22 protein-coding genes and 1 pseudogene are annotated in these 25638 nt (G+C 50.3%); all 23 read left to right on the plus strand.

The window, feature by feature from the left end; genetic code table 11:
* The 23 genes and pseudogenes from NI000_RS11020 (at window position 1) to NI000_RS36935 (ending at window position 25482) form a co-directional block, all read left to right on the plus strand.
* Complete coding sequence (locus NI000_RS11020) at window positions 1-3339, plus strand: hypothetical protein (RefSeq protein ID WP_253410405.1); 3339 nt, start codon at window positions 1-3, stop codon at window positions 3337-3339.
* Between the two features lie 90 nt (window positions 3340-3429).
* Window positions 3430-6705, plus strand: a complete 3276-nt coding sequence (locus NI000_RS11025; RefSeq protein ID WP_253410406.1) for a hypothetical protein — start codon at window positions 3430-3432, stop codon at window positions 6703-6705.
* Window positions 6706-6723: 18 nt separating this feature from the next.
* The gene (locus NI000_RS11030) at window positions 6724-7092 is read left to right on the plus strand and encodes a hypothetical protein (RefSeq protein WP_253410408.1); all 369 of its coding nucleotides are present in this window, start codon (window positions 6724-6726) and stop codon (window positions 7090-7092) included.
* Window positions 7093-7099: 7 nt separating this feature from the next.
* Window positions 7100-7366, plus strand: coding sequence for a hypothetical protein (locus NI000_RS11035; RefSeq protein WP_253410410.1), 267 nt, complete (start codon window positions 7100-7102; stop codon window positions 7364-7366).
* An 82-nt stretch (window positions 7367-7448) separates the two neighbouring features.
* Window positions 7449-9950, plus strand: coding sequence for a gp53-like domain-containing protein (locus NI000_RS11040; RefSeq protein ID WP_253410411.1), 2502 nt, complete (start codon window positions 7449-7451; stop codon window positions 9948-9950).
* Between the two features lie 13 nt (window positions 9951-9963).
* Window positions 9964-10701 (plus strand): XkdW family protein, encoded by a 738-nt coding sequence (locus NI000_RS11045; RefSeq protein WP_253410413.1) that lies wholly within the window; start codon window positions 9964-9966, stop codon window positions 10699-10701.
* 91 nt (window positions 10702-10792) lie between these two features.
* Window positions 10793-11647 carry a DUF3168 domain-containing protein gene (locus tag NI000_RS11050; RefSeq protein WP_253410415.1) on the plus strand — a complete coding sequence of 285 codons (855 nt, stop codon included), beginning with the start codon at window positions 10793-10795 and terminating at the stop codon, window positions 11645-11647.
* Window positions 11648-11671: 24 nt separating this feature from the next.
* Window positions 11672-11839, plus strand: coding sequence for a hypothetical protein (locus NI000_RS11055; protein ID WP_163852416.1), 168 nt, complete (start codon window positions 11672-11674; stop codon window positions 11837-11839).
* A complete protein-coding gene (locus NI000_RS11060; protein ID WP_253410417.1) occupies window positions 11839-13311 on the plus strand; it encodes a phage tail sheath family protein in 1473 nt (490 codons plus the stop codon). Before NI000_RS11055 ends, NI000_RS11060 begins: the two co-directional genes overlap by 1 nt.
* A 50-nt stretch (window positions 13312-13361) precedes the next feature.
* Window positions 13362-13769 carry a phage tail tube protein gene (locus NI000_RS11065; protein ID WP_063179992.1) on the plus strand — a complete coding sequence of 136 codons (408 nt, stop codon included), beginning with the start codon at window positions 13362-13364 and terminating at the stop codon, window positions 13767-13769.
* A 35-nt stretch (window positions 13770-13804) separates the two neighbouring features.
* Window positions 13805-14194, plus strand: a complete 390-nt coding sequence (locus NI000_RS11070) for a phage tail assembly chaperone (RefSeq protein ID WP_063915641.1) — start codon at window positions 13805-13807, stop codon at window positions 14192-14194.
* A 180-nt stretch (window positions 14195-14374) separates the two neighbouring features.
* Window positions 14375-16855, plus strand: coding sequence for a hypothetical protein (locus NI000_RS11075; RefSeq protein ID WP_253410419.1), 2481 nt, complete (start codon window positions 14375-14377; stop codon window positions 16853-16855).
* A 20-nt stretch (window positions 16856-16875) separates the two neighbouring features.
* A complete protein-coding gene (locus NI000_RS11080; protein ID WP_253410421.1) occupies window positions 16876-17496 on the plus strand; it encodes a LysM peptidoglycan-binding domain-containing protein in 621 nt (206 codons plus the stop codon).
* A 33-nt stretch (window positions 17497-17529) separates the two neighbouring features.
* A complete protein-coding gene (locus NI000_RS11085; RefSeq protein ID WP_253410423.1) occupies window positions 17530-17898 on the plus strand; it encodes a DUF2577 family protein in 369 nt (122 codons plus the stop codon).
* A complete protein-coding gene (locus NI000_RS11090) occupies window positions 17899-18348 on the plus strand; it encodes a DUF2634 domain-containing protein (RefSeq protein ID WP_253410425.1) in 450 nt (149 codons plus the stop codon).
* A complete protein-coding gene (locus NI000_RS11095) occupies window positions 18349-19977 on the plus strand; it encodes a baseplate J/gp47 family protein (RefSeq protein WP_253410427.1) in 1629 nt (542 codons plus the stop codon). It abuts the gene before it with no gap.
* The gene (locus NI000_RS11100; protein ID WP_253410429.1) at window positions 19974-20546 is read left to right on the plus strand and encodes a putative phage tail protein; all 573 of its coding nucleotides are present in this window, start codon (window positions 19974-19976) and stop codon (window positions 20544-20546) included. The genes NI000_RS11095 and NI000_RS11100 overlap by 4 nt, the downstream gene beginning before the upstream one ends.
* A 30-nt stretch (window positions 20547-20576) precedes the next feature.
* A complete protein-coding gene (locus NI000_RS11105; protein ID WP_253410431.1) occupies window positions 20577-20957 on the plus strand; it encodes a DUF4376 domain-containing protein in 381 nt (126 codons plus the stop codon).
* A gap of 32 nt (window positions 20958-20989) precedes the next feature.
* Window positions 20990-21307: a hypothetical protein gene (locus NI000_RS11110; protein ID WP_108530156.1), complete on the plus strand. Its 318-nt coding sequence runs from the start codon at window positions 20990-20992 to the stop codon at window positions 21305-21307.
* A 27-nt stretch (window positions 21308-21334) separates the two neighbouring features.
* Entirely contained in the window at window positions 21335-21598 is a 264-nt protein-coding gene (locus NI000_RS11115) for a hypothetical protein (protein WP_253410432.1), read from the plus strand.
* Window positions 21546-22247, plus strand: a complete 702-nt coding sequence (locus tag NI000_RS11120; RefSeq protein WP_253410434.1) for a peptidoglycan recognition protein family protein — start codon at window positions 21546-21548, stop codon at window positions 22245-22247. The genes NI000_RS11115 and NI000_RS11120 overlap by 53 nt, the downstream gene beginning before the upstream one ends.
* A 1012-nt stretch (window positions 22248-23259) precedes the next feature.
* Window positions 23260-23475: pseudogene (locus NI000_RS37095) on the plus strand (hypothetical protein); the annotation flags it as partial.
* A 303-nt stretch (window positions 23476-23778) separates the two neighbouring features.
* Window positions 23779-25482, plus strand: a complete 1704-nt coding sequence (locus NI000_RS36935; RefSeq protein WP_309247886.1) for an XkdQ/YqbQ family protein — start codon at window positions 23779-23781, stop codon at window positions 25480-25482.
* Window positions 25483-25638 lie beyond the last annotated feature (156 nt).

Genomic DNA, 25638 nt, shown 5'->3' on the forward strand with positions numbered 1-25638 from the left:
ATGAGCAGCGGTAAGACATCGAATCTGAAATTGCATAATTGGACAGGCTCGGATCAGGTGTTGAGGTCGGAGTTTAATGAAAATTTTGAGAAGATAGATGCTTTTGCAAGTGAGCTCATGGCCATGGGCTCGATCCCGGTTCGGTTAAACTATGGGATGCAGACCATCAACGTAGAGCACACCAGAATGTTGGAAAACGTCAGCATGAAAGGGAGAACGTTGATTAATTTACTGGGGCGGGACGGAAATTGTGAGGATGCCTCTAGGTGGAACCCGTATACCAGTGCCATGCTTTCGCTGGATTTCGTAAAAAAAGCGTCCGGGTCGAACAGCATACAGTTTAAAATAGTCAGCGGGCAACATTCGGCCGGCATTGTGAAAGCATACACGGTCTCAGCGGGAAAATATTACATCGCGATAGCGGACGTAGCGAACACTGACATTCAAAACGGGGTCGTGTTGAACTTTGGCAGCAATAAAACGGCCGAATATACTGGAACATCGTTCGTGACAAAATGGGTGAAACTGGCCCCAATCGTGAGCGGTCAGCAACTTCTAAGCATTTTTGGGTCTGGTGCACCCGACCAGACGGCCAACGTTGATAATGTCCGTCTCTATGAAATAAGCGCGGAAGACTACGCGAACATCGATAGGATGACGTCGGAAGAGATCGTCGCCAAATGGCCGTACATTGATGGTATGAAGTCTGTTTACTCGCCATATGTCATCAAGTACGGCGAGAACTTGCTGCCGCCGTTTACGGAGTGGAATGTGACGGCAGGAAACGGCGGAACACCGAAATTGGACATTGATGACCCCTTCTCTGCCAGTTTAATCGCCGATATGAGCGGTCAAGCGATTTATGTGGATATACCCGTCGCGTCGAATACAACGTATACGTTAGCTTTAGCGTCGTTGCCTGCCAATGGTTTTATAGGAGTGAATAGTTTTGATGAAAATATGCAGTTTGTAAGTGCTTATGAAGGTTATACATCAAAAGTGAGTAAAACCATTACAACCGAGTCGAACGTAAGATATTTGCGGGTCATGCTTGGTAATCATACTTTTGGTGCGGGGACGTATAGGTTCATGAAGCCTGTGCTTTCCCTGGGTTCAACGGCGAAGCCGTTCAAATCCCGTAACGACGACCATTTGTTCTTTCCGAACGTCAATCTTGCCTCTAACACTGACGGAACGATCCATGACACCTTATATCAACGTGACGGGAAGTACTGGAAGCAAGCGCGACTCCGAACGATGGAATTGGACGGGAAGCTGGACTGGTCTTTAGTAGATGGTGTCTATGCAGGATTTAAGGAAGTCAAAGTCCCTATAATGGGGGATGTTACGAATGCCGCAGTACTTGTTAAGCATGATGGTAAGCTGTTAAAAGTTAAACCGGACGGAACCAAACCTTCGGGCGGGGACGAGTTTACTTTAACGACGGGCAGTAATCATCTGTTTATCTCGATCTCCAACTCTGATAGCGGATGGGGGGATTCGTATAAACCCTCCGAGGAAGATATTAAGGCTTATTTTAATGGTTGGCGCATGTATCAAGAAGATATGTCAGCAGCAACCGGAATATATGTGTCAGGAAAAAAATGGTGGGCGCGACGCAATGGGACCGGGTTCGATTCAGCTACGGCGGAAATAGTGCCGGCCGCCTATGGTTTTATTAACGGCCCGACCCCATACAAACTCCAATACCAACTTGCTGCGCCAACGGTCGAGGAAATTATATCCGAAGGCGGAATCACTTTCCATGAAGAACTCAATCAAGTGGAAGTCGGCAATGGGATGATCGTCAGGGAGCATCACAACGTAGTGACCATTGGCGGTAACTCTTACATGCTAACGGGAGCGGGGCAAAAGTACCGTGCGGATCGAGCGTTTGCAGTATATAAGGATGGTGTGAACGCGGGGTGGTCGCTGAAGCGCAGAGCAAGTTTTGACGTGAATTATGGATGGGGCTATGCCCAAACGCTTTCGTCGAATGTAGACCCATCTGCGACTTACACGGTCACTTATCTTGCCCTTGATCAACATGCTCTCACCTGCAATGTTCAATCGATTCAAGGGGAATATGCAGGCAATCTGAAGTCCGTTGTCGATGCACTGGCAGCCAATCAGGCGGACATGACGGCGCAGATCACAGAGCTTCAAGGCGGAACGGATGCAACCAGACAATCGTTCGAAGAACATATATTAAGGAAGGACAACCCGCACGACGTAACTCCGGCACAGATCGGCGCAGAAACCCCTGGCGGAGCTCAAAATAAGGTCGACGCTCATGCAGAATCCACCTCGGGCGCGCATGGGGCTACATCGGCAGCGGTTGCCAGCAAGATCATTCAACGGGACGCCGCCGGGCGGGCCAAAGTAGCTGCACCGGCTGCTGCCGACGATATCGCAAGAAAACAGGAGACCGACGCCGCTCAATCAAGGGCAAACGCATGCTTGCCGAAAGACGGCAGTGAACCGATGACCGGCAGACTCGTCGTTCCTGCGGGTCCGGGCGGCGGTCTTCATTTTCCAAATGATGCATTCGGTGGAAGCGGAGATACGGCGAGCATCACGCTTCGTCAAAAATCCGGCGAAGATCAGGAATTGACGATCGAGGTTCAAAATGATCCGGCCGATACGATCAATCTTAAAACTCCGCACCGAGACGGCGTATATGTCAATGGACACAGGGCATGGCATGCCGGGAATGTTACGCCGTTGGATGTTAATACAGGCGGAACGCTGAACAATAGCGTCGGCTTTGGTACTGGACATGGTCTGCATTTTGATAGTTTTGGAACAAATTTTATTGCAAGCGGTGGTGGGGATAGCGCAACATACTCCAGCCACAACATAAGAATACGCGGTCATTATGGCCTGGGCATGGAGACGCACGATGGTTCCGTTAACGGAGTTTATGATTTCCGCGCGGGTCAATGGACGACGAAAAATGGTTTCGTGGTAGACAATGGCGGTGAAAAGTTTCGCGTAAATTGGAATGGGGACATTATTCAGCGCGGGACGGTCATGGCGCCTACACGCGTTAACAATGGTGTATTCGAATTTTGGAACGGGGGAGGGTGGCAATCAGTGGGTGGAGTGAAAAAGGTGCAGCGCGGAGAAGTAAATGTCGGCTCCAATGCTACTGTGGAGGTTCGTCTAAGGGAGTCCGTAAATATCGACAAATCCACGATAAACTTCCCCAATACAGGTGGCAGCGAATACAACGTGGACCGAGGAAATGGCTGGGGAAAGCTGCTGGATTCCTCTACCATTCAGATCCGTGCGGCGGTCGGCGGTACTTACCAGTGGGAAGTGATCGAATACTACTAATATTTATTCAACATGTCAAATAAGTAGAGAAACCACGTTCAGTGGTAAACAGAATTTTTTATACATTTGCAATCTAGGGGGGGATAACTGTTGAGCAGCAATAAAACGCCGCATCTGAACTTGCATCATTGGACAGGCTCGGATCAGGTATTGCGAGCGGAGTTTAATGAAAATTTCGAGAAGCTAGATGCTTATGGCAGCCAACTCATGGCAGCGGACGCGACTCCGGTTCATTTAAATCATGGGATGCAAGTCGTCAACGTAAAGCAGACCAGTATGCTGAAGAATGTCAGCATCAAGGGCCGGACACTGGTGAATCTGCTCGGAAGGGCAGGTAATTGTGAGGACGTCGGGAATTGGAACGATTATCACACCACTCATGCGCTTGATCCCAACAACTTTGTTTACGGCAGCAACGGCTTGAAGGTCACCATCGCAGATGGTTATACGATCGGTTCCGCCGTTACTGTGAGAGGGTTCAATTTTGATGCGGATAAGTACTATCTTCTTATGGGCGAGTTAAAGAACGGCAACGCCACACAGATGAATTTGTCTATATCCGGACAAGGCCCGCCAACGGCAACGAATGCGGTTGTAGATACTTCGAAGTTTACTCTTGCTTTTGGAAAGTTTACCGGCATATCTGCAACAGACGTAGGAATAAATGTCACTGCAACCGGAACTGCCGGGCAATTTGGGTATGCGGATGGAGTAAGACTTTTTGAAATATCCAAAGATGACTATGATGCCATCGACAGGATGACGCCGGAGCAGATCGCCGTCAAATGGCCGTACGTCGAAGATAGGAAATCGATCTACTCGCCGTATATTCTCAAGTACGGGGAGAACCTGCTGCCCCCGTTCACAGAGTGGGAAATGATCCGTACTGACGGAGGCACGAATATTCTAGGTCCGTACAAAATTCAACAGCAAACGACGGCTAAGGATACGTGGCTGGGAACGGCCAAGCTGCCGTGCATGCCATCTACGCCGTATACGTTGAGCATGAACCATACGGGCAAAATGCTTCTCCGGTTTTATAAAAAGGATGGAACATTCGTTGACGCCGGGGGTGGCTTTACCGCCGAACAGTCCGTTACCGGAACGTCTCCGTCCGACGTGAGCTATATTGTCGTATACACCGTTAATCCGGAGCCTGTCGGTACGTTTACGTTTGAGAAGGGGATGCTTAACGTCGGACCAACGGCGCTGCCGTTCAAGCCGCGTAATGATGACATGTTGCTTTTCCCGAATGTGCAGCTTGCTTCAAGCGCAGACGGGACGGTATGCGACCAATTGTTTAAGAGTGGCGGGAAATACTGGAAGCATACACGGATCAAAACGATGGTACTGGATGGCTCTAAAAGTTGGAAACGTACGGGTAATTATACCGGCTTCAAGCAATTGTCGCTTGAAAGCCCCGTTTTTCCTATCACAGGGGACTTAGGACTATTTATGAAGTACGACAAGGTACTCCCGAATCTTACGGGCATCCCGTCTGCCCCGGACAGAGGAGCTATTGCACAGGATTCGGGTATCGTTTATGTTACCGTTTCCGACGAAGACAGCGGGTGGTGGGATAAGTATGAACCGTCAGAAGAAGAGATTAAGGCATATTTCTACGGGTGGAAATTAATCGACACAAGCGGAAAGCCATGGAGCGGAGGAGAAGCTCGGTTTAAACGGTGGTACGCCTATTGGTCGCCTGGTGCTGTGTGGAATCCAGACAAAGAAAATGAATTTACTAAAAAAACGGCTCCCAGCAACCTCGCACCGGGATACCAGCCTTACAGTCTTCAATACCAGCTTGCTGTACCAACGGTCGAGGAAATTCGGGTTGAAGGCGGGATAACGTTTCACTCAGGACTGAATCAGGTTGAAGTGGGAACCGGGATGATTGTAAGGGAAAGAGCGAATCCGATTGATCTGGACGGAAACTATTTGATAAATAACACGGCTGCCTCAGGCTCTACTCTTAAGAATAGAACAAATAGGATTCTAACCGTGTTCAGAAATGATCGAATTGATCTGGCGTGGATCAAAAGAGATAGCTTTAAAAGCTCATCGGCTTACGGCGGAGCAGATGCATTCATCCCTGCTTTATCTGGAGGTTACGACCCCACAGCGGTCTACACGGTCACCTATCTTGCCCGTGACCAATACGCTCTGACCTGTAACCTTGAATCCATACAAAGTGAATACGCGAGCAATTTGAGAACTGTTGTCGATACGCTGGCAGTTAATCAGGCGGATATGTCGGAGCAGGTCTCGGTGGTTCAAGGTATAAAGGATCGACTTGAAGCAGCATTGCCGCTTAACGCCATGTCGCGGCAAGCGATCATCAATGGCGGGTTCGATGTAGCGCAGCGAGGTTCCAGCGTTATCCGGAATGGTAATTACGGTTCGGAAAATGCGTATGGATATGGTTTGGATAGATGGGTTGGCCAGGTATTTGCAGGGACAGGAGGAACAGGATCTAGCAGCTTTACGATGTCGCAACAGCCTTTTGCATTAAGCCAGACCGCAGTCCCCGGAAATCCAAAGTACTTCGGAAGGTTAAGCGTAACTTCGGTCGGTACCAAGGGAACCAGAAGTGCATTCATGAGGATGGCGCAGTTTGTCGAGTCTGTGTTCACGTTTGCCGGACAAAAATGCACGGTAAGCTTTTGGGCCAAGGCGAGCAGCAGTCGCCAAATCGCGGTCTCTTTGTTTCAAAATTTCGGGTACGGCAGCCCATCATCAAGTGTGTCATGCCCAGGCGGTAAAACGATCAACCTGACAACGGCTTGGCAATTTTTCATTGTCACGTTCGATGTTCCGTCTATTGCGGGGAAAACTTTGGGAACAAGTAAAAGTGACTACCTGGGGCTTTACTTTATTCCTTACAAACAAGACAACGACGTCATTTCCATACCATCCGACGAGGTTGGCACGTATGAAACAGGAGATTTCGATTTCGCCCAAGTGCAGCTTTGCGCCGGTGACGTAACTCTTCCGTTCCAGCCGAGGCATTTTGCAGATGAGCTGGCATTGTGTCAACGATATTATGAGAAGTCGTATAATTACGGAATAACTCCGGGGACAGTGAGTTATGAAGGGTTTATAACGGCCTACTCTGAAGGCGGCTACATCATTGCAGACGGTGGACAGTTTACAGTAGCCAAGAGAACCATCCCAACTATGAAGGTATATTCTCCGTTCACAGGCGCAATTTCCAAAGCGCGGAGATTCGGTGACGTCAATGATTCGGCGGTCAGCGGGATGGAGTACGCTTCGACAAATCGTGCCGGGAGACTCTATTACGGTAGTGGTGGCATGTCGGCGGGAACATATATATGGCACTGGACGGCCGACGCTGAAATCTAATGAAAAGGGGCACGCCTTATGGACGCTTACAAACACTACGTACGCACGGACGAGGCCGATCTCGTCATTCACGGATTTTCGACCGCGTTCGAAACGCCAGAGCCGACGGACATTTGCATTGACGAAAACGCTGGCAGGCATTTTGCGACACAACTACGCAACGAGCGCTTGCAATGCAAATACAAGTGGCAAAGCGGAGCGCTCGCCGAACGAAGCCAAGTGGAGTTGGATGCCGAGTGGGCTGCCCGACTAGTTGCGCAAATGACGCCCGAAGAAAAGATTGCTGCGCTGACCGCGCAATTGAAAAAGCAAGAAGAACAAGCAGCAGCCGTCAGCGCCGACTTGCAGGCATTCATGGAATATTTCATGAGCAAAGGGGAGGAGTAGACCCGCCATGCCAAACTTGCCGTTTCTTGTCTCTACTTATGCGCGCAACATTACCATATTTGGTAACGAGCGCTTGACGCCTCGGGATGGTTTCAAAGGGGTACCGGAAAGCTACTGTACGGATGTGAAAAGCTATGTAGCCCGCAATTATGATTATGACGAGCTTGACCGCGCTCTGGATAAAGGCTGGATCAGTCGGCAAGAGCTTGACGACATTATGGCTTTAAAAACCGAAGCGGATCCCATCATTAAACTGGCGAACTTAAGTTTTTGAAGTCGGTTCCTTTGGGTTATTCGACCGTAGCGCGAACGAATGATTTCTTCGCGCTATTTTATTTGGAAATGAGGGATTATTGGTGAGCGGCAATAAAACTTCAAATTTGCGATTGCATCATTGGACAGGCGCGGATCAGGTCTTAAGGACAGAATTTAACGAGAACTTCGAGAAGATAGATGCTTTTGCGGGTCAACTGCTGGCAGAGGATCCGACCCCGGTGGAGCTAGGCTATGGGATGCAAGTTATCAATGCGAAGCAGACCAGTATGTTGGAGAACGTCAGCATCAAAGGAAGGACCTTGGTGAACCTGCTCGGGCGGGATGGGAATTGTGAAGATTCGACCAAGTTCAAAACCGGAAACGGCGCCGTACTAACGACGGATACAACACATTACGTTTACGGAACAAGGAGCTTGAAGGTCGAGATTCCAACAGGTTCTACGTCTGGCAATGCATTTTTAGAAGTATCCAGCTTGATTAAGAATGATCAGAAAAAAAAGTATATTCTCATCGGTGAAGTGAAGAATGGCAACGGTACAAGCGGAGTCCTTAAATTTTCAGACGAGGCCGGGTACGGTGTTTTAGCATCCTTTGTCACCGATGCAACAAGATTTAACCTTACCTATGCCAAAATTGACGCCAGTCAAATCAAGGTTTCAAGTTCTTTTAGACTTGTGTTTTTTATCGTGCTAGGGTCGGGAGGTCAGTATGCGTATGTAGACGGTATCCGCCTCTACGAAATTTCACAAGCGGAATACGATGCGCTTGATGGCATGACGCCGGAGCAGATCGCCGCCAAATGGCCTTATGTCGATGATATGAAAAGCATCTACTCGCCATATGTCATCAAGTACGGGGAAAACCTGCTGCCGCCGTTCAGCGAGTATAAGCTTACAAACGGGAACGGGGTCGCAACCGATCCGTATGCTTTGACGATTACATCAACGGGAACGGACGTTTTGCAGAATGAGTGCTATATCGATATTCCGGCCAAGCCAAATACAACCTATACGCTAAGTTGCCCTGCCATGACAGGCAAAGCTAAATTTATTTCTCTCGATTCCAGCAAGATGATGATTACAAATGGAACTTATTCGACTTCGCAACGACAGAGTAAGACTACGGAGGCGAATTGTGCTTATTTACGCGTGCTGTTTTCTGCGGATTCCGCAGGAACGTTCACATTCACGAATCCGATGCTTAATCTCGGTCCAGATGCGCTACCGTTCAAGCCGCGTAACGACGATTACTTGCTCTTCCCGAACATCCAACTCGCCTCAAACGTTGATGGGACAGTCTACGATACGCTGTTTCAGCGTGACGGGAAGTATTGGAAGCAGACGCGGTTCAAGACGGTGGATTTGGACGGGAATTTAGGGTGGCGGCTATATCAAGATGGTTCAGGGTACAGAACAGTGGAAATATCCATAGCTGACGGCCTTTCGGACACTGAAAAAGTTATCAAATATGATGGGAAAACTATTCCCCATGTGTTTCCATTGACAGGTGCAGATCAGTCGATTCTATCCCAAAGCTCGCGTGTTTTACGACTAACCGTTTCCAACTCAGACAGCGGCTGGGGTGATTTGTACAAGGATCTATCAACAAACGAAATTAAGGCGTATTTCCTTGGGTACAAAATGTATGTCGCGGGTGGCAGCGGTGATATCCACTATAACGGGTCCGGGATAAAAGCATGGGCGTACAGGAGACCCGACGGCGGGTGGCAGGACGTAGGAATTAATGCCCCAACGACTCCAGCACCTGGATTCACACCGTACAAACTACAATACCAGCTTATCGAGGCGACCGTCGAAGAAATTGCGTCCGAGGGCGAAATCACGTTGCACGAGGGGCCGAATCAGATTGAAGTAGGTAATGGGATGATTGTAAGGGAGAAGACTGTTCCTTTTTATGATGTATTTTTAAACGAATACTTTCTCAATGCTCATAGCGTGAAGGCACCTTTACGCGCTGGGGTTAGGAAGTATATTACTGTATATCGCGGAAATCACGCCGATAAAAAATGGTCTTTTGGAACAGGTGGTCCAGAGAGCAGAAATTACGCCGTAATACCCGCAAGCAACTACGATCCCGCCGCTGCCTACACCGTCACTTATCTGGCTCTCGACCAATACGCGCTCACCTGCAACCTTGAATCCATCCAAGGCGAGTATGCGAGCAACTTGAAAAAGGTTGTCGATCAACTGGCAGCCCATCAAGCGGACGTAGAGGCCCGGGTCAGTGCGACGGAAAATTTAGCCCGACAAGTACATATCAGCCAGAAAGGCGTCGTAAACCCTTGGGGGGATAACAACAGCGCGATAAGCAAAGCCATCAATGGCTATCAAAAATTGCCGAGCGGTCTCATCCTTCAATGGGGTACGGCATTGATAAGCAACTCCGGAGCGGTGACGTTTCCCGTTGCGTTTCCTAACTATGTGATGCATGTCTATGGTCAAGTGGAAACATCCGTGGCCTCGCAAACCGTTGGAATCGGAAGCTACTCGAACACGCAGTTCATGGCATGGACGGTAACAGGGCCGCCACAAACTATCCATTGGTTTGCCATTGGTTACTGAGGAGGGACTTCAAGTGGCTCAATATTATGTGGAGTTTGATGCGAAAGGGAATATCCTTGCTTTCTACAATGACGATGTGTGGGACGTGGATAAAATCCCTTCCATGGTTGTCCAGATCACCGAAGAGCAATGGAAGGACGCCGTCAGCGAACAAGGAAAGTACGTTGTTCAAAATGGCGAATTTTGTGTGCCTACCGAAGACCAGAGGAAGAAGTGGCTCGCTATCCAACATCTTTATCCGACCGCCGTGCGAATGGTTGATTTCGTCGTACAGGACGACTTGGATGGCAAGGGGGCCTACATTGCGCAATGGAACCTTGACGCTCCGAAACCGACGGACGAAGAGCTGCAAGCCGCGTTGGAAGCGATGCAGCCCAAGGAATCGGATAATTCCATAGAACAAAAGAAAGCCGAAAAGCTGCGTTACTTGGACAAGTGCTGCTCGCAAGCCATTACCGGAACCTTTCTGTCTTCCGCTGTCGGCGAAATGCATGAGTATTCGTATGACTTGGAAGCTCAAATCAATATGCATTCTTTGAAGGAATTGTTTGCGACGGATCCTGCCTTGAAAGAAGCGAAATGGAACACTCGCGATGTGGGCGTTATCGTACATACCAAAGACCAATTTTCCCGGTTATGGACGGACGGCATGATGCACAAGATCGCCCAGTTGGATAAATTAAGATTTCTTGAATCCAAACTGCAAGCGGCAACCTCATCTTCCGAGATTGAGCAAATCAAGTGGAGTTGACCCGGAGCGCAATGGAACAGGCAAGATAGGGCCAGACTAGCCCGCCGGAAAGGAGGTGAACTCCAATGAAACGCACAAGGAGGCTGAAAACATGAGAGCTGAAATTCAAGCGCGCCTGATCGCACAATTGCCTGAGATCGGGGGGCGCTGCTACCAGCTTCACGAGGTCAGCTCATCCACGCCGAAGCCGTATTTGGTGCTGCTTCAGCGCAAGGAGGAGCAGGAAGAGCCGTGGAGGGGGCTTGTCCGCCATTACGAGGTGCGGTGCTACAGCGGAATGGCGTCTTTTCACGAAGTCGATGCGCTGATGGCTAAAGTCAAGCAGGCGCTGGATGGACAGCGCTTGACGGAAGGCGGCGCGGGCGGCGCATCGTTTACATGCCGTTACGAGGGCACGCATCGTTCGGATGAAGTGGATACGACGCTGTCGGCTATATCAAGAAGCGCCAGATTTTCCGTACAGATCAAGCCTTCCGGAGGGACGGATGCCGCAACCGCTGCAGACCCGTGGGTGGAAGCGCTGGCCAAATGGACAAGCCTTCAATTGCCTTCCGAATGGAAGGTGTACCGCAACACATGGCCTGTCGATTATTTGGCTCCATCGATCTTGTGGAGGCTGAACGACGTTGAGATGCGGGATCAGGGCAGCGTCCTATGCCAATTAAAGAAAAAGATTACGGGGCATGTTCTGGGCCGCACCTTGGCGGAGCAAAATTCGAAGGCCACCGAGATGGTCAGCAAGCTGATCGGCGCCAAAAAAATCATGTTGGATGAAGCGAACAAGAGGTACGTCACGATTGTCGGTCCCGCCTTGCACACGCCGAAGGACGAAATGATCGAAGGTCAGCTGACGCTGACATTGAGCAGAATGGTGGATCGCCGTTCTCGGGACGAACCAACGGCTGTGTTGATTGGCGGCGTTAAACCCAATGCCATTATTGAATAATTTTAAAAGGAGAGAATGAGTCACATGTCGATGTATACTCGCGAAGAGTTAATGGCGAACGCCTTAACTGTATTTGGCGTGTCTCCGGAAGCGGTTATCGGAGCGTTGTTCGGAGCAGAGGAAGAAACGTTTTCGGTAGAGGAAGCACGGGAGCGCATTGAACAATTTATGAATAGGAGAGTGAATGAGTAATGGCAGGAGGAACTTGGAGTACGGTAGATAAATCGGTTTTGCCAGGCATGTATGTGAATTTTCAGGCGGCGGCCTTGGCTTCGATTCAATCGGGCGCGCGGGGCGTCGTTGGCGTTCCGGTTAAGGCACACTGGGGGCCGGTACGCAGCTTTGTAGAAATTACAAGCGAAGCGGGCATTTTGGAGAACTTCGGTGGTGACACGGATGGCAACGCTACCGCTTTGACGACGTTGAAGCTGGCGCTGCTGGGCGGAGCGAAAAAGGTGGTCGCATACCGTCTGGCCGATAACACGGTAGCCGCTTCCGCTTTGACGCTTCAAGATACGGCAGGAACGCCGAAGGATGTTCTCAAGTTGAATGCCAAATACCCCGGCGCGCGAGGCAACAACTTTAAGGTAACGATTCAACCGGATATCGCGGACGCGACCAAGAAGAGTATGAAGCTTTTTGAAGGTACGAAGCTTCTGAAAACGTTTGTCTTCGCGAGCGGAAAGGTTCAAACGGTTGTCGATGCCATCAACAACGACAGCGGCAACGTGTGGGTGACGGCGACCAAGCTGGATGACGGCAGTGGCGAGCTTAAGGATATTTCCAACGTAGCGCTCGCGGGCGGCAATTCGGGGATTGGCGGCGTGACGGCGACCGATTACACGAATGCGCTAACGGCGTTTGAAACGCGCGATTTCAACTATTTTGCACTGGACGGCGTTTCGGACTCGGCTATTCAAGCCAGCGTTGTGGCATGGGTGAAACGAATTCGCTCCGAAGGCAAAGGGGCGGTTGTCGTGCTCGGAGGCAGCCTCGCGGACGATACGGCTGCAGATGCCGTGAACAAGGCGAGCGCGCGCAGTACGGCGAACTTCAACCATGAGGGCGTTATTAACGTGGGGACAGGCGTGGTCTGGAATGGCGTGAGCTATAGCTCCGCTCAAGTATCTGCTTACGTCGCCGGTGTGATCGCCGGACAGAAGCTTAGCGAATCCGCGACGTATGCCGCTTCGCCATTCAGCGATGTCGTTCGCCGATGGACGCGTAGCGAGCAAGAGCTTGCGGTGACGAACGGCGTGTTCTTATTTTACCATGACGGCCGAATCGTGAAGGCGCTTAGAGCCGTCAACTCGCTCGTCACCTTGCGTCAAGGCCAGAACAGCTCTTGGAAAAAAATTAGAACGATTCGCGTCATGGATGCCATTAACAGCGATTTGATGCAAGCGGCCGAGAGCAACTATATCGGCAAAGTGAACAATACCGAGGAAGGCCGTCTCGCCCTTGTCGGCGCATCGAAGCAGTACATGCAGTCGCTGGTTCAAGGCGGCGTCATTGAAGCGACCGGCTGGGACGTGTATTTGAACCCGCTCTATTATGGTCCGTCGGCAACGATCACTCCGGCTCCAGATCAAGTCTATATTCAGTGGGAAGCGCGGTTAACGGACGCGATGGAGCAAATTTTCGGAACCTTTATCGTGCTGTAAGCCGATCATTCGAAGCAAATTTTTTGCGATAACCTAAGGAGGACTAACAAATGTCATTAGATGCGAGCAGAGTCATACTTGGAACGTACGGTCAAGTATTTATCGACGGGAATTGGCAAGCGAATTTCAACCATTTGGAAGCCAAGGTAGAGGTTCAGAAGAAAGAGCTGAATCTCTCCGGAGATTCCTGGGTTCGCCATAAGCTGGGCGCGAAGAAGGGAACGGGAACGGTCAGCGGGTTTAAAGTGACCAGCTTTATGCTGGAAAAAGGCTTTACTAAATTCGAGATTATTTCCAAATTGGCAGACCCGGAAAGCTACGGCTTCGAGCGCGTGCGTCTGGTCAACGTCATTCCGGACCGCCTGCAGCTTGCCAACTGGACGGCCGGCGAAGAAGTGAAAGAAGAAATTTCTTTCACGTTTGAAGGCTACGAGCTTTTAGACCCGATTAAAGCGTAACGACAAAAGTAACGGTACAAAGGAGAAGATAAACGATGATGGATGAACAAATTTTGCAAAGACTGCTGGAAGCGGACCGTATCCCGGAAAAAACGGTAAACCTGTCTCGTCTGGGAGTTCCTGTCACGCTGCGCGGATTAACCGGCAAGCAAGTTTACTTGCTTCGCGAGCGCTGCACGGAGCGCACGGAAAGAAAAGGGCAGATGGTGGAGCGTCTGGATGAAGAGCAGTTCAACGTAGCTTTGATCGCGGCCTCTACGGTTTCCCCCAATTGGGGGGACTCCCGTTTGCTGGCGAAATACCAGGCGAGCGGAGCCGAGGAGGTTATCAAGCGGATTTTGCTGGCGGGCGAACTGTCTGCGCTCGGCGACTCCGTGCTCGACGTTAGCGGCTTCAATACGACGCTGGAAGAAGTAAAAAACTAATCGTCTCCGGCGGACTTGGAGGAATGCTCCATGCCATATGGGTAAGACATCACCTCCGCCCCGGAGAATTCTGGAAGCTCCCTCGCGGGGAACAGCTCTTCCTGCTCGCCAGTATGGAACTGGAGCTTGAGCATGAAGAGAAAGTTCGTCAAATGAGAGAATGAAAGAAGTGAAGTGCAGATGGCTGAAGCTGCTTTGGGGCGAATCCAGCTATTACAGCAAATGCAGGAACGGCTGCGCCAGTCATTCGGCCCTATAAGCTCTGCGATTCAAGCGGTTGAAGATAAGATGAACCGTGCGGGAGCGGCAGCAAGCGCCCTAAGCGCCATGAAGATTACGCCGAAGATTGAATCGATCGTCAGCATTCGGGTCGAAAGCTCGGGAGGAGCTTCAGGGTCGGTCGGGGGCTTGGGCAATATGGGCAAGTCCCTCATGACCGGCGTGGCCGATGGATTGGGCGACGTACAAAAGGCGCTGTCAGGCTTGGGGCCGTCCTTTTTGGGCGGAGTCTCCGCCGGCGTCGAGGATCTTGGCAAGTCGCTAAACAGTCTGGGCTCGGACGCTCTTGCGGGAGTGAGCACAGGCGTGAAGGAGCTCGGCGAGGCGCTGAAAGGCATGGGCACGGATGCTTTTGGCGGCGCGAGCACGGGCGTGAAGGGGCTCGGCGAGGCGCTGAAAGGCATGGGCCTCGATGCGTTTGGCGGTGCGAGCACGGGCGTGAAAGAACTTGGCGAAGCGCTGAAGGGCTTCAGCACGGACGCTTTTGGCGGCATGAGCACGGGCGTGAGGGAACTGGGCGAAGCATTGAAAGGCTTCGGCACGACCGGCTTAGGCGGACTGAGCGCCGGTGTAAATGAACTCGGTTCAGCGTTCAATGATTTCGGTACGACCGGCTTGGGCGGCGTGAGCGCTGGCGTGAAGGAACTCGGCGCAGCGTTCAATGATTTCGGCACGACCGGCTTAGGCGGCGTGAGCGCCGGTGTGAAGGAAATCGGTGCGGCGTTCAACGACTTCGGCACGACCGGTTTGGGCGGTGTGAGTGCAGGCGTGAAGGAAGTCGGTGCGGCGTTCAACGACTTCGGCACGACCGGCTTGGGCGGCGTGAGCGCAGGCGTGAAGGAAATTGGCGCAGCATTTAAGGATTTCGGCACGACCGGCTTGGGCGGCATAAGCAAAGGCATCAAAGAACTCGGCGGAGCTATCGGGGGTATCGGTACGACCGCTTTGGGTGGCATAAGCAAAGGCATCAAAGAAATGAACGAAGCCATCGGAGGTATCGGTACAACCGCCTTTGGCGGCCTCAGTAAAGGCATCACAGAATTTAGTGAGGCAATCGGGGGTATCGGTACAACCGCCTTTGGCGGCCTGAGTAAAGGCATCACAGAATTTAGCGAAGCCATCGGAGGTATCGGTACAACCGCCTTTAGCGGCCTGAGCAAAGGCATCCAAGAATTTAGCGAAGCGATCGGGGGTATCGGCACGACCGCCTTTGGCGGCCTCAGTAAAGGCATCACAGAACTGAGCGAAGCCATTGGAGGTATCGGTACAACCGCTTTAACCGGTGTTAGCCAAGGTATCAAAGATTTAAGCGGCGCTATTGGCGGCGTCGGTACCGGGATTAGCACGGTCGGCAAATCACTGACGGACCTGGGCAAAGGTCTGGTTGATTTGGGGAAGGGCATTGTTGACGTCATCAACATGCTTGCCGGAGCGCTGAAAGAACTCAAGGGAACCGGAGCCGCCGCAGCAGGAGGCGGGGGAAAAGGTGGCCCGGAGCGTGGAAGCAGTAAAGGTAAAAAAACGAAGGGTCAGGCATCCGCAAGCCTCAGCTCGGCGTCCGACAAAGTGAAGAGCTCCTCTAAGTCGCCCGGTAAGAGTACCAAAGGCGCGGCGTCCGCAATCATGAACTCGGCGGCTGACGGAGTGAAAAGCTCTGCTAAAGCCCCTACAAGCAAAGGTCCGAAGCTGGGCGGGAAAAAAGGCGGCCTCTTAGGTGCTCTTGCTTTAGGGGCCGTCGGCGCAGCCGGCGAAGATAGTCCTATGGAGGCCGTGAAGAGTACGGCGGGCGGACTGCTATCCGAAGGGTTAGGAAAGCTAACCAAGCTCCCGGGAGTCAAATCGATTGCCAAGAAGATTCCCGGTTTGAACGTCTTGTCGGGCGTGATGGATGTTGCCACCTCAGACAACAAAGCTGCTGCGGCGACGAAAGCAACTGGCGAGCTGGCCGGCGGCGCGATCGGCGGGACGATTGGCGCAGCCATCGGCACGGCGCTGTTACCTGGCATCGGAACGGTAGCAGGGGGCTTCGTAGGCAACATGGTGGGCTCGATGGCAGGAGGCTTTCTGGCGGAAAAGGTGTCCGGCTTCGCCAGCAAATGGTTCAAGAAAGAGGAGAAGCCTGCCGTGAAAACGGAACCGCCTGCGCAGCCGGCTATTTATCCGGGCACAAATCCGGCGCTGGCATCCGGCAGTGCGCTTTATCCGGCTGGGAATGGAGCGCCCGCGGTCGTAGAAAAGCCGGTCGGACCGAGTCCTCTCAATGTCTCCGTTTCCGGTATCAATGTTCGAGTTGAAGATAAATTAAACGAAGACGACTTGGCGCTGCGTATCGGCCAGAAAATCGTCAAGGATGTCAGACTTGCCATGGAAAACAGAGTTTAAGACAAAGTGGTGATGATGCGATGGACTTTATACTGATGGACCCTGCGGGAACAAAGCTGCATTTTCCGGTTAACCCTCAAGAGGTCAGCATTCGTCGCGAGAAGAAATTTGAAACGGTCAATATCCTAAGTTTGGGAGAGATCGATTTTCCGCAGGGAGAGAAGGTAAAGGAAATTACCTTCTCTTCTTTTTTTCCTAAAGAATATGACATGAGCTATTGCCGGTACGAGCCGGTCCCGGACCCGCAGTTTGCGATGAATCAGCTGAATACGTGGATGGTGGACAAGAAGCCCGTGCAGTTGATTATTACCGATACGGCCGTCAATGTGTTCGTACTCGTATCTTCGCATGTCAGCACGTTCCGCGGGGGGGAACCGGGAGACGTCTATTTTGACCTGACTTGCCGGACTTGGAGGGAAGTGAAGATTCGGACAGCTACCGACACTTCGCCTTCCCAGAGAACGGATTTAAAGCCCGTACCCAAAACCTATGTGGTAAAATCCGACGATTCCTTATGGAAAATTGCCAAATTGAATCTTGGATCGGGGAGCAGATTGGATGAAATTTATGAGTTAAATAAAGACCTCATCGGTCCAGATCCAAATCAAATTTTTCCCGGGCAAGAATTAGTGATGCCTTAACAAGCTCGCACCACATTTAGGGAGGTTTAATTCTTGGATAGTCCGTTTAAACAACTTGCTTCTCTGCTCGATACGAGAATATCCGGCCACACGTCGCAAGCGGTGGCTGGATTGCAGGCCGAGATGGGAACGATGACGACAAGCGGGTTAAAACTGGACAGTTACAAGTATGAAATTCAGGATTACATGACGGCAGACTGGCGAATTGAGCTTGAACTGCCGGCATTCAGTTTAACGGGAACAATTAATGGGGGCAGCTCGGCCAAGATCGATTTTGAAACCGCCCGAATCCCTGATGTAAAAATTCATTTCAAAGAGGGCCTGCAGCCGGGAGACCGGGTTCTGGTGCAGCCCGTGAACAACGGCAGTGATTTTGTCGTTTTATGCAAGGTGGTGGTGTAGATGGCAAGTTTATTTCCTAGCTCGCCCGTACGGCCGGAGGCTTCGGATTTCGCCGTGCGCACCATCGGCTTCGGACGCAGCTGGAAGTTCGATTATGCAGCAGGAGAGTTTGTTACGACGCCGACGGGGAAAGTGGCGGAGTCCAGAGGGGTAGAGGCTTGGCTGGAATGGTGCAACAAGGCGCTTTCGACAGCCCGTTACCGATATCTGGCCTACACCCGCAACTACGGTCAGGAGTTCGATGACTTAATCGCCAAGGGACTGAATCGTTCCGGAAACGAAAGCGAGATTAAACGGATCGCAGCCGAATGCTTGACTGTCGACCCTCGCACGGCAAGCGTGAGCAACTTTCAATTTGACTGGCAAGGCGAAACCTGCATGTTCACCTGCGAGGTAAGAAATATTCATGGAACGACAGGCACTTTAACGGGAAGTGTGGTGGCCAAGTAGATGACAGTGTTGCCTGATTATTTAAAGGATCAAACGGAAGAAGCGATTATGCAAAGAATGCTGGACGCCCTGCCCTCCGATCTGGACAAGGCTGAAGGCAGTTATATATGGGACTCTCTGGCCCCGGCCGCCATTCAATTGGCCCAAGGAGCCATTTGGGCGAGAGAAATTTTGCGCAGGGGGTTTGTCGGCTCAACCTTTGGCGAATATTTGAATTTGCGCTGCGCGGAGCACGGCATTACACGCAAGGCGGCGGTAAAAGCGCGGGGCGAAATTCAATTTAAAGGAGCGGCGGGGGCGGAAATTTCGGCTGGAACGATTGTCGCTACGCTGGCCGATTCCGCCATTGGCGAGCCGTCGATTGAGTTCAAGACGCTGTCCAAAGTCGTGTTGGACTCTAGCGGTGCGGGGACCGTCAATATTGAAGCGATCGTCGGCGGCAAAAGCGGCAACGTCTCTGCCCGGGCGATTCAACTGTTGGTTTCGCCGCTTTCGGGAGTTTCCAGTATAACCAATCTGAAGGAAACTTCCGGCGGTCTCGATATGGAAGATGACGCAGCCTTGCAGCTTCGTTATTTGCAGCGGGTACGTTCTACATCCGCCGGAGGAAACAAGGCGGACTATATGAATTGGGTCACCGAGGTAGCGGGAGTCGGCGGCGCTGCCATCATGCCTGTTGATGAAGGTCCCGGCACCGTAGGCATCTATGTGGTGGATGCATCCATGAAGCCGGCGTCTTTGGCTATCGCGGAAGCGGTGCAGCATTACATTGCGCCCCCGTATACCTTGGTCGAAGAGGATTCCGTGCTGGTACAAGGGGGAAAAGGCGTATCCACGGATACGTCCCAGCAGGATGCCAGAAACAAGTCTGCCCTCCAGTTTGCGTACAGCTCCGACGGCATAGGTACGGCCAAGCGTACAGAATTGGATGCGGCTCTGCCGAAGCAAGCGGGCATATGGAGGGTGAGGCCGCATTTCAAAGTGAGCAGTACGGCGGGGACGGCGAATTTGGTTGAATTCGGGATATGGAATCATTCCCGCAACGGATGGGCGAAAACGGGGCCAAGCAGCACGGTGGATGCCGTACAAGTGAAATCGGCTAAGGATTTGCTCAGCTTCTTCAAATATTCCGGCTCCGTTGACCCTGTCGTTGCTTCGCGGGATTGGCCGGTGTGGGTCGATTTTTACTGGAATGGGGAAGACCATCTCGAATTGCGAATCACCCGTTTGCAGAGCGATACGACGACGACGCTTTGGCTGGATAACGTCGTATATACGTCTGCATTTTCCAAGAATACGGGAGAAGGCAAGGCGCCGATCGGTGTACGCGTCTCGGTACGCCCTGCCATTCAGATACCGATCGACATCAAGGTAACGCTCAATGTGCTTCCAGGCAGCAATGTGACCGCCATTCAGAACGAAATCAAGCAAAAGTTTGACAAATATCTCACATCGCTTTCTTTCAAAGAAAATAACGATGTGCTCTATACCCGTCTGGGGCAAATCATCTTGGATACACAGGGCGTCGTGGATTACGATCAAACGAGCTTCTTTATTAATAACAGCCAGAAAAATGTCATTGTGTCCGCCAATGAAGTGGCTGTGCTGGGAGATGTGACGTTCCGATGAAGTATCAGCTGACGAGTCCCAGGGCACAAACGATGCTGGACTATTTGCCCGAGTATTACGGCACCTCCGCCATTATGGGGGCCATTATCGATCAGCAGGCTGGTGAACTCGATAAGTTATACCAGACTTTGGACGAAGTATTGAAGCAATATTTTGTGCAAACGGCGACGTGGGGACTTGATTTGTGGGAGATGGAGCTGGGGCTTCCGGTCCGGTATCAGCTGCCGGACAACGAGCGAAGGGGCTTTATTCTTTCACGAATCCGCGGCATAGGCACAGCGACTCGTTCTACCGTGGAACAAGTGGCCGAATCGTTCGGGAACGGAAGCATGGATATCGTCGAAGATTTCCGGGCGTACCGGATTATCGTAAGATTTGCCGAAAAAACGGGTATTCCATCGAATATCCAGGACCTGCAAACGGCTTTGAGAGAAGTGGTTCCCGCTCATTTGGATATTCAATATGAGTACAATCACTTGACCTGGGATAATCTGGAGTCCAAGCATGTAACGTGGGACATGATCGAAAACCTTCATCTGACATGGGATCAATTTCAGGAATATTTGTAATCATACATTGTGGATGGGATCAATTGGGATATGGCGGATATTTTGCATCACCCTATTAGCTTGGAATTCTTGAAGGAAAAGAAGCTGAGACAGCTGCGGCTGCAGTGCGAGAATCGGATTTTATCCGGTTTTTCTTCAGTCAGGACGAAGCATAAGTATTCTTTTAGCGTTTATGATCAGATTAATACGACAGGGCAGATCGTAATGCTGTTGGCCGATAACAGCATTACGGATGTCGTCTGGAAAACGGAGGATCAGGGATTCGTCACGCATACCCGGGAAGAGTTCATTTCCGTTGCATCCGAGGCCGACGCCCATAAGAAAGGCTGCTTGACCCGGTATCAGCAATTAAAAGAACAGCTGAACGTTGCGCGGAATGTGGAGGAGCTTGATCATATCCAGTGGGAGTAGCGAAATTTTGATATGAATTGGTTGTGATATGGATGATGAAGGTCATTGAAGATTTCATTGTGTGGTTAGTGGCGCATTGGAAGGAAATTAGTCTGCAAGCTGCACTGACCTCTCTGGCGGTCATTTGGACCAAACGCGTAGGAATTAAGCAGGTGAAGAAATACCTGACCCAGGTGGCGCCCAAATACTTCAAAGATGAAGACAATATGGTTGAGCTGCTCAAAACGCAAAGCGAAATCATTAAAGAACTGCATTTTCAGGTCAATAGCTTGGAGAAAGAGTCCGCAGTGACCCGACAATACGTGGAAGGAAAAATTCGCGAAATCAATATGAAGATGAAAAGCAGCTAGGTGAAACTTAGGAAGGGGAAGATGGCCATGCTGAAGCAAAAATTGGGCAGCCGCAAATTTTGGGCATTACTGGCGGCGGTTATCACGAGTACTCTGGTCCTATTCAATGTCGATAATAATACGATTGCGAAAGTCGTCGCCTTGGTGATGAATGTAGGAGCGATTGCGACGTACATCTTGGTCGAGGGCTACATTGATGGCAAAAGGATCGCCAAAGAACAGACAGGAGGTGCCGAGAATGGGGAGCCCGACTACTCTAAGAGCGATTCAACTGGTTCAACTGCCGTATAGCGTCAAGCCTATTCTCGACATTACGGATTCCCTGTTGACCAATCCGGCCAATCCATACAAAATGCGCCGGTTCGAGGATATCACGCATATCAGTGTCCATCACTCCGCGGTAGAAGGCGGAACGCCCGAAGGCTATGCGAGAGCGCACGTGAACACGAACGGCTGGGGCGGCATCGGCTACCATATCGTGATCAAAGGCGATCAAATTTACCAAACGAACGATTTGCTCACGTTCAGCTATCATACTTCGTCGAATAATGGTTACACGGTAGGCATTTCCGTCTCGGGAGATTTGTCCAAGCGCAATTTGACCTCGCAAGAACGCGAGTGTCTATATGCCGCGATTATGACGGTGCGCTCCATATTCAACATTCCCGTCGAGAACGTGATGGGGCACAATGAATATCCGAACAACAACACGGCTTGTCCGTGCATCAGCATGAATCAGGTGCGGGCGGACTTGAAAGATTTGGATATGAAGCTCAAATATATGGGCAGCAGCGAAAGTAAAAGAAAGAACGCCTATGCCATCGCCAATCAAATTTTGTACATGTACAACATGGCGCAAGGCAGTGATGGAAACGCAGAGTGGGCGCTAAACAAAATTATTCAGTTGGAGCCGAAAATGAAAGAGCTGGGCTTGCTATGAGGACATACCTGACTGGGTATGTCTTGAGCTTGTTGAGAAACCCGCTTCGCGTAGGAAACTCTCTGCATACGCCGGTGGGTATATCCCTCCAGCCGCTCTTGAAACCCGTGAATTGGATTAGAATTAGCGGTATTTTCACGGGTTTCAAAGGCGAACGTAAACTCTTACGGGATATACCCCACCTCTATTTGGCTGAGTTTTTCTACTACCAGGGTTTCTCAACACTCTGAGGACATACCTAATACAGGTATGTCTTTTTTTGTATTTAAGTATGAAATAAATTAAATGGGGTGTACTCATGCATTCTACTTTAGAATTTGTTAATTTAATTAAAAGATCATATTCGGATGATGTGGAAAATAGTGAGTTTTCAATGGATTGCGATTTGAAGGGAGGGAAAAGCAAGTGGAAAGTGTTGAAAGTCGGGAGAAACGATGCTAATGGTTTTTATGCAGCCGTGTATATAAAAATGGAAGCCGACAAAGAAACCAACCAAATCGTCTTTGCTTGCCGCGGTTCCAATAGTCCTGCAGACTTCGCGGTGGAAAACTCCAATACAACATGGTATACACTTCAAATGTATTCAGCGATATTGCTGCTTAGGGACGTCCATAATCTGTTAATAGAAAAAAAAATTGATGACTACGAAATGAGCTTTACCGGACATTCTTTAGGAGGGAAGTTAGCGCAGCAATTATTATACGAATGTTACGAGAACAGTAAAGGTACACACGTTTCACGGGATCATGTAAAAATTGCCGTTATATTTAATGCTGCCCCGACTCAAAATTTGTATTATTATAGGCCGGCAAACTCTATTCCATTCGAGGAGTATCCTGTAAAGCATTATATTACAGAAAACGAACTTCTTAATAGTTTATATCTTCCTGGCAGCCAGCATTTTGGAGAACAGATCGTAATACCCAAATCCCATCCTTACCGGGACGAAAATAATAAAAAAATATCTGAAAATCCCGTTACTCTTCACAACTATATTAAAGATATTTACCATATGGAATATTACTTGGATTCGGATGGAAATTTTCAAGATCATTTTATCAATCAATTCGATAGTAAACGAGACGATATTTTATATGGAAGAGATTATACGGATTACATGTTCGGAGGGGCGGGAAAGGATGAACTTTATGGCAAGGGAGGGAACGATCAATTAATTGGCGGTCCAGGGGATGACCTGCTGGAAGGAGGCCTTGGCAACGATCTCTACTTTTTTAAAAAGGGAGATGGGAATGATGTCATTGTAGAGTCGGATGAGGGCGAAACATTCGGTGTAGATGTAATTAGAATCACTGGGTTTGCCTTGGATGAAATCAAAGTGAATTTTAACCGGAAAGACGTATTTGGTCCGACAAAAGTTAAAGTTACGATTAGTTTTACAAGTTCATCCGATACGCTAACGTTCGTACATTCCTATGGCAAAGGGAACAATATCGAATACATTCACTTTTGCGACGAATATCAAAATACGATTAAAATAATAAACTTCAAGAAACTGGCAGACTACTTTACGATGAAAAACAAATTGACCAACGACGACGATTATTTTTCGCTCACCTATCTGCTCGAATTCGCAACGAAGAACGGGCAGGCTTTCGAAGTGAATGACAAGGAGGCTTATGAAGCTTCGGACCCGATCGTGATGGATCTGGACGGAGACGGTCTGGAGACCGTAGGCATTGAAAAAAGAGTGTTTTTTGACCATGACGGCGATGGGAAGAGCAGCTTGATGGGCTGGGTAGGTCCTGATGACGGCTTGCTCGTGCGCGATTTGAACGGCGATGGAGTCATTAATAACGGGACCGAGCTGTTTGGCGAATATGCCTTGATGAAGGACGGCTCGCGTTCTCAGAACGGATATGCCGCCTTATCGGAATTGGACGACAACCGCGACGGTACGATCGACAAAAACGATGCTGGATTTGCCCAGCTCAAGGTTTGGAAAGATTCCAATAGCGATGGAAAGTCAACCCCGAACGAATTGTTTACGCTACCGGATTTGGGGATTACCGCCATTCATACGAAATACTACGATATCGGCTCCGGCAACGAATCGAACGATAATATTTTGATAAGGGAAAGCGATTATATCAAGCAGGACGGCTCCTCCTGGGCCATGGGCGAATATTTTTTCGAGTTGGCAACGAACCGAATCGATCCTGAACAGTTCAAGCAAATCATGAAGCGTCAAGAAGAGCCGGTTTTTGAAAAAAAAGAGCCTCCGATCATACACTCCAACCAATACGAGGTCATCTTGGCCAATCAATACATCATCACGGACATGGTCGAAAAAATCACATTGGAAGAGTCGCTGGACGAAATCGCTTATCGGGCGACCATCGATTTGGTCATCACGGACGATTTTCCTGCCATTGGGCCCGGTCAAGAGATCCGTATATCGGGGATTGCTCCCCAGGGCACGAGTCTGGTCTATCTTTTTCACCCCGGGGTGATCTGGGAGTGTAGCAGCCGCAACAGCGGGCAGAAGCATTTGACGGTAACGGCTTACGACAAGACCATTTACTTGAACAAATGCGAGGACGAGTATTTGCTTCCGGCGGGCCAAACGGCGTCACAAAGGCTGAAACGGTATGCGGCGGACTGGAAAATTCCGTTAGGCCATGTGGCGGAAACGGGAAAAAGTCTTGCCAAAGGCGTCTATCGGTCCCAGACGATTTTCTCCATGATTTTGAACGATTTGAAGGATACGGTATCTCGCGACGGCTTGATGTATCGGGCCCGAATGACCCCGAACGGGCTGGAACTGTACGAAATAGGGAGCAATTCGCCGGTTTGGATGCTGGACATGGATCAGAATGTCGAGGAGATTACACAGAAGCGGACGCTGGAAGGCGCCGTCACCCAAGTGAAAGTGCTGGGCAAGGCAAAAGAGGAAGACAAGCCGGTGCCGGTACTAGCGGTAGAGAAGGGGGAAACGGAAAAATACGGGACGCTGCAGCGCATTATTCAAAATAGCAATATTGAAACCGCCAGTCAGGCGAAGAAAGCGGCTCAAAAGCTTCTGACCGGGATGCAAGAAACGGTTACGGTGACTGCCATCGATATCAACACGATTCGGGCGGGAGATAAGGTTCAGATTAAAGATTTGGCTTTCATTGTAACTAGTGTCAGACATGAATTGGGCATGCCGGGAAGCATGACGTTGGAGTTGATGCATATCGATGCGGTTCGAAGGAAGTATTTTATGGCGGATTAAGAAGATGCATAAAAAGATAAGCGCTCATGGCCGCTCTAGCCCCAGTCTAACAATCCGGACTGGGGCTTTTTGCGGTTCGTTGCCCGAAAAAGATTAATAGCGTGTAAACTTACGGGAGTCAGAGGGTTTTGGCGAAATATGTCGAATTTTATTTTG

It is taken from the genome of Paenibacillus tyrphae (assembly GCF_024158745.1).
GTDB classification, from domain to species: domain Bacteria; phylum Bacillota; class Bacilli; order Paenibacillales; family NBRC-103111; genus Paenibacillus_G; species Paenibacillus_G tyrfis_A.

Bases quoted from the DNA above. Each gene is read 5' to 3' on its own strand.
- NI000_RS11020 (WP_253410405.1), top strand. From the start codon at position 1: ATGAGCAGCGGTAAGACATCGAATCTGAAATTGCATAATTGGACAGGC.
- NI000_RS11120 (WP_253410434.1), top strand. From the start codon at position 21,546: ATGGGGAGCCCGACTACTCTAAGAGCGATTCAACTGGTTCAACTGCCG.
- NI000_RS11105 (WP_253410431.1), top strand. From the start codon at position 20,577: ATGGCGGATATTTTGCATCACCCTATTAGCTTGGAATTCTTGAAGGAA.
- NI000_RS11050 (WP_253410415.1), top strand. From the start codon at position 10,793: ATGAGAGCTGAAATTCAAGCGCGCCTGATCGCACAATTGCCTGAGATC.
- NI000_RS11095 (WP_253410427.1), top strand. From the start codon at position 18,349: ATGACAGTGTTGCCTGATTATTTAAAGGATCAAACGGAAGAAGCGATT.
- NI000_RS11110 (WP_108530156.1), top strand. From the start codon at position 20,990: ATGATGAAGGTCATTGAAGATTTCATTGTGTGGTTAGTGGCGCATTGG.
- NI000_RS11115 (WP_253410432.1), top strand. From the start codon at position 21,335: ATGCTGAAGCAAAAATTGGGCAGCCGCAAATTTTGGGCATTACTGGCG.
- NI000_RS11055 (WP_163852416.1), top strand. From the start codon at position 11,672: ATGTCGATGTATACTCGCGAAGAGTTAATGGCGAACGCCTTAACTGTA.
- NI000_RS11080 (WP_253410421.1), top strand. From the start codon at position 16,876: ATGGACTTTATACTGATGGACCCTGCGGGAACAAAGCTGCATTTTCCG.
- NI000_RS36935 (WP_309247886.1), top strand. From the start codon at position 23,779: ATGAAAAACAAATTGACCAACGACGACGATTATTTTTCGCTCACCTAT.
- NI000_RS11035 (WP_253410410.1), top strand. From the start codon at position 7,100: ATGCCAAACTTGCCGTTTCTTGTCTCTACTTATGCGCGCAACATTACC.
- NI000_RS11060 (WP_253410417.1), top strand. From the start codon at position 11,839: ATGGCAGGAGGAACTTGGAGTACGGTAGATAAATCGGTTTTGCCAGGC.
- NI000_RS11070 (WP_063915641.1), top strand. From the start codon at position 13,805: ATGATGGATGAACAAATTTTGCAAAGACTGCTGGAAGCGGACCGTATC.
- NI000_RS11065 (WP_063179992.1), top strand. From the start codon at position 13,362: ATGTCATTAGATGCGAGCAGAGTCATACTTGGAACGTACGGTCAAGTA.
- NI000_RS11075 (WP_253410419.1), top strand. From the start codon at position 14,375: ATGGCTGAAGCTGCTTTGGGGCGAATCCAGCTATTACAGCAAATGCAG.
- NI000_RS11090 (WP_253410425.1), top strand. From the start codon at position 17,899: ATGGCAAGTTTATTTCCTAGCTCGCCCGTACGGCCGGAGGCTTCGGAT.
- NI000_RS11030 (WP_253410408.1), top strand. From the start codon at position 6,724: ATGGACGCTTACAAACACTACGTACGCACGGACGAGGCCGATCTCGTC.
- NI000_RS11100 (WP_253410429.1), top strand. From the start codon at position 19,974: ATGAAGTATCAGCTGACGAGTCCCAGGGCACAAACGATGCTGGACTAT.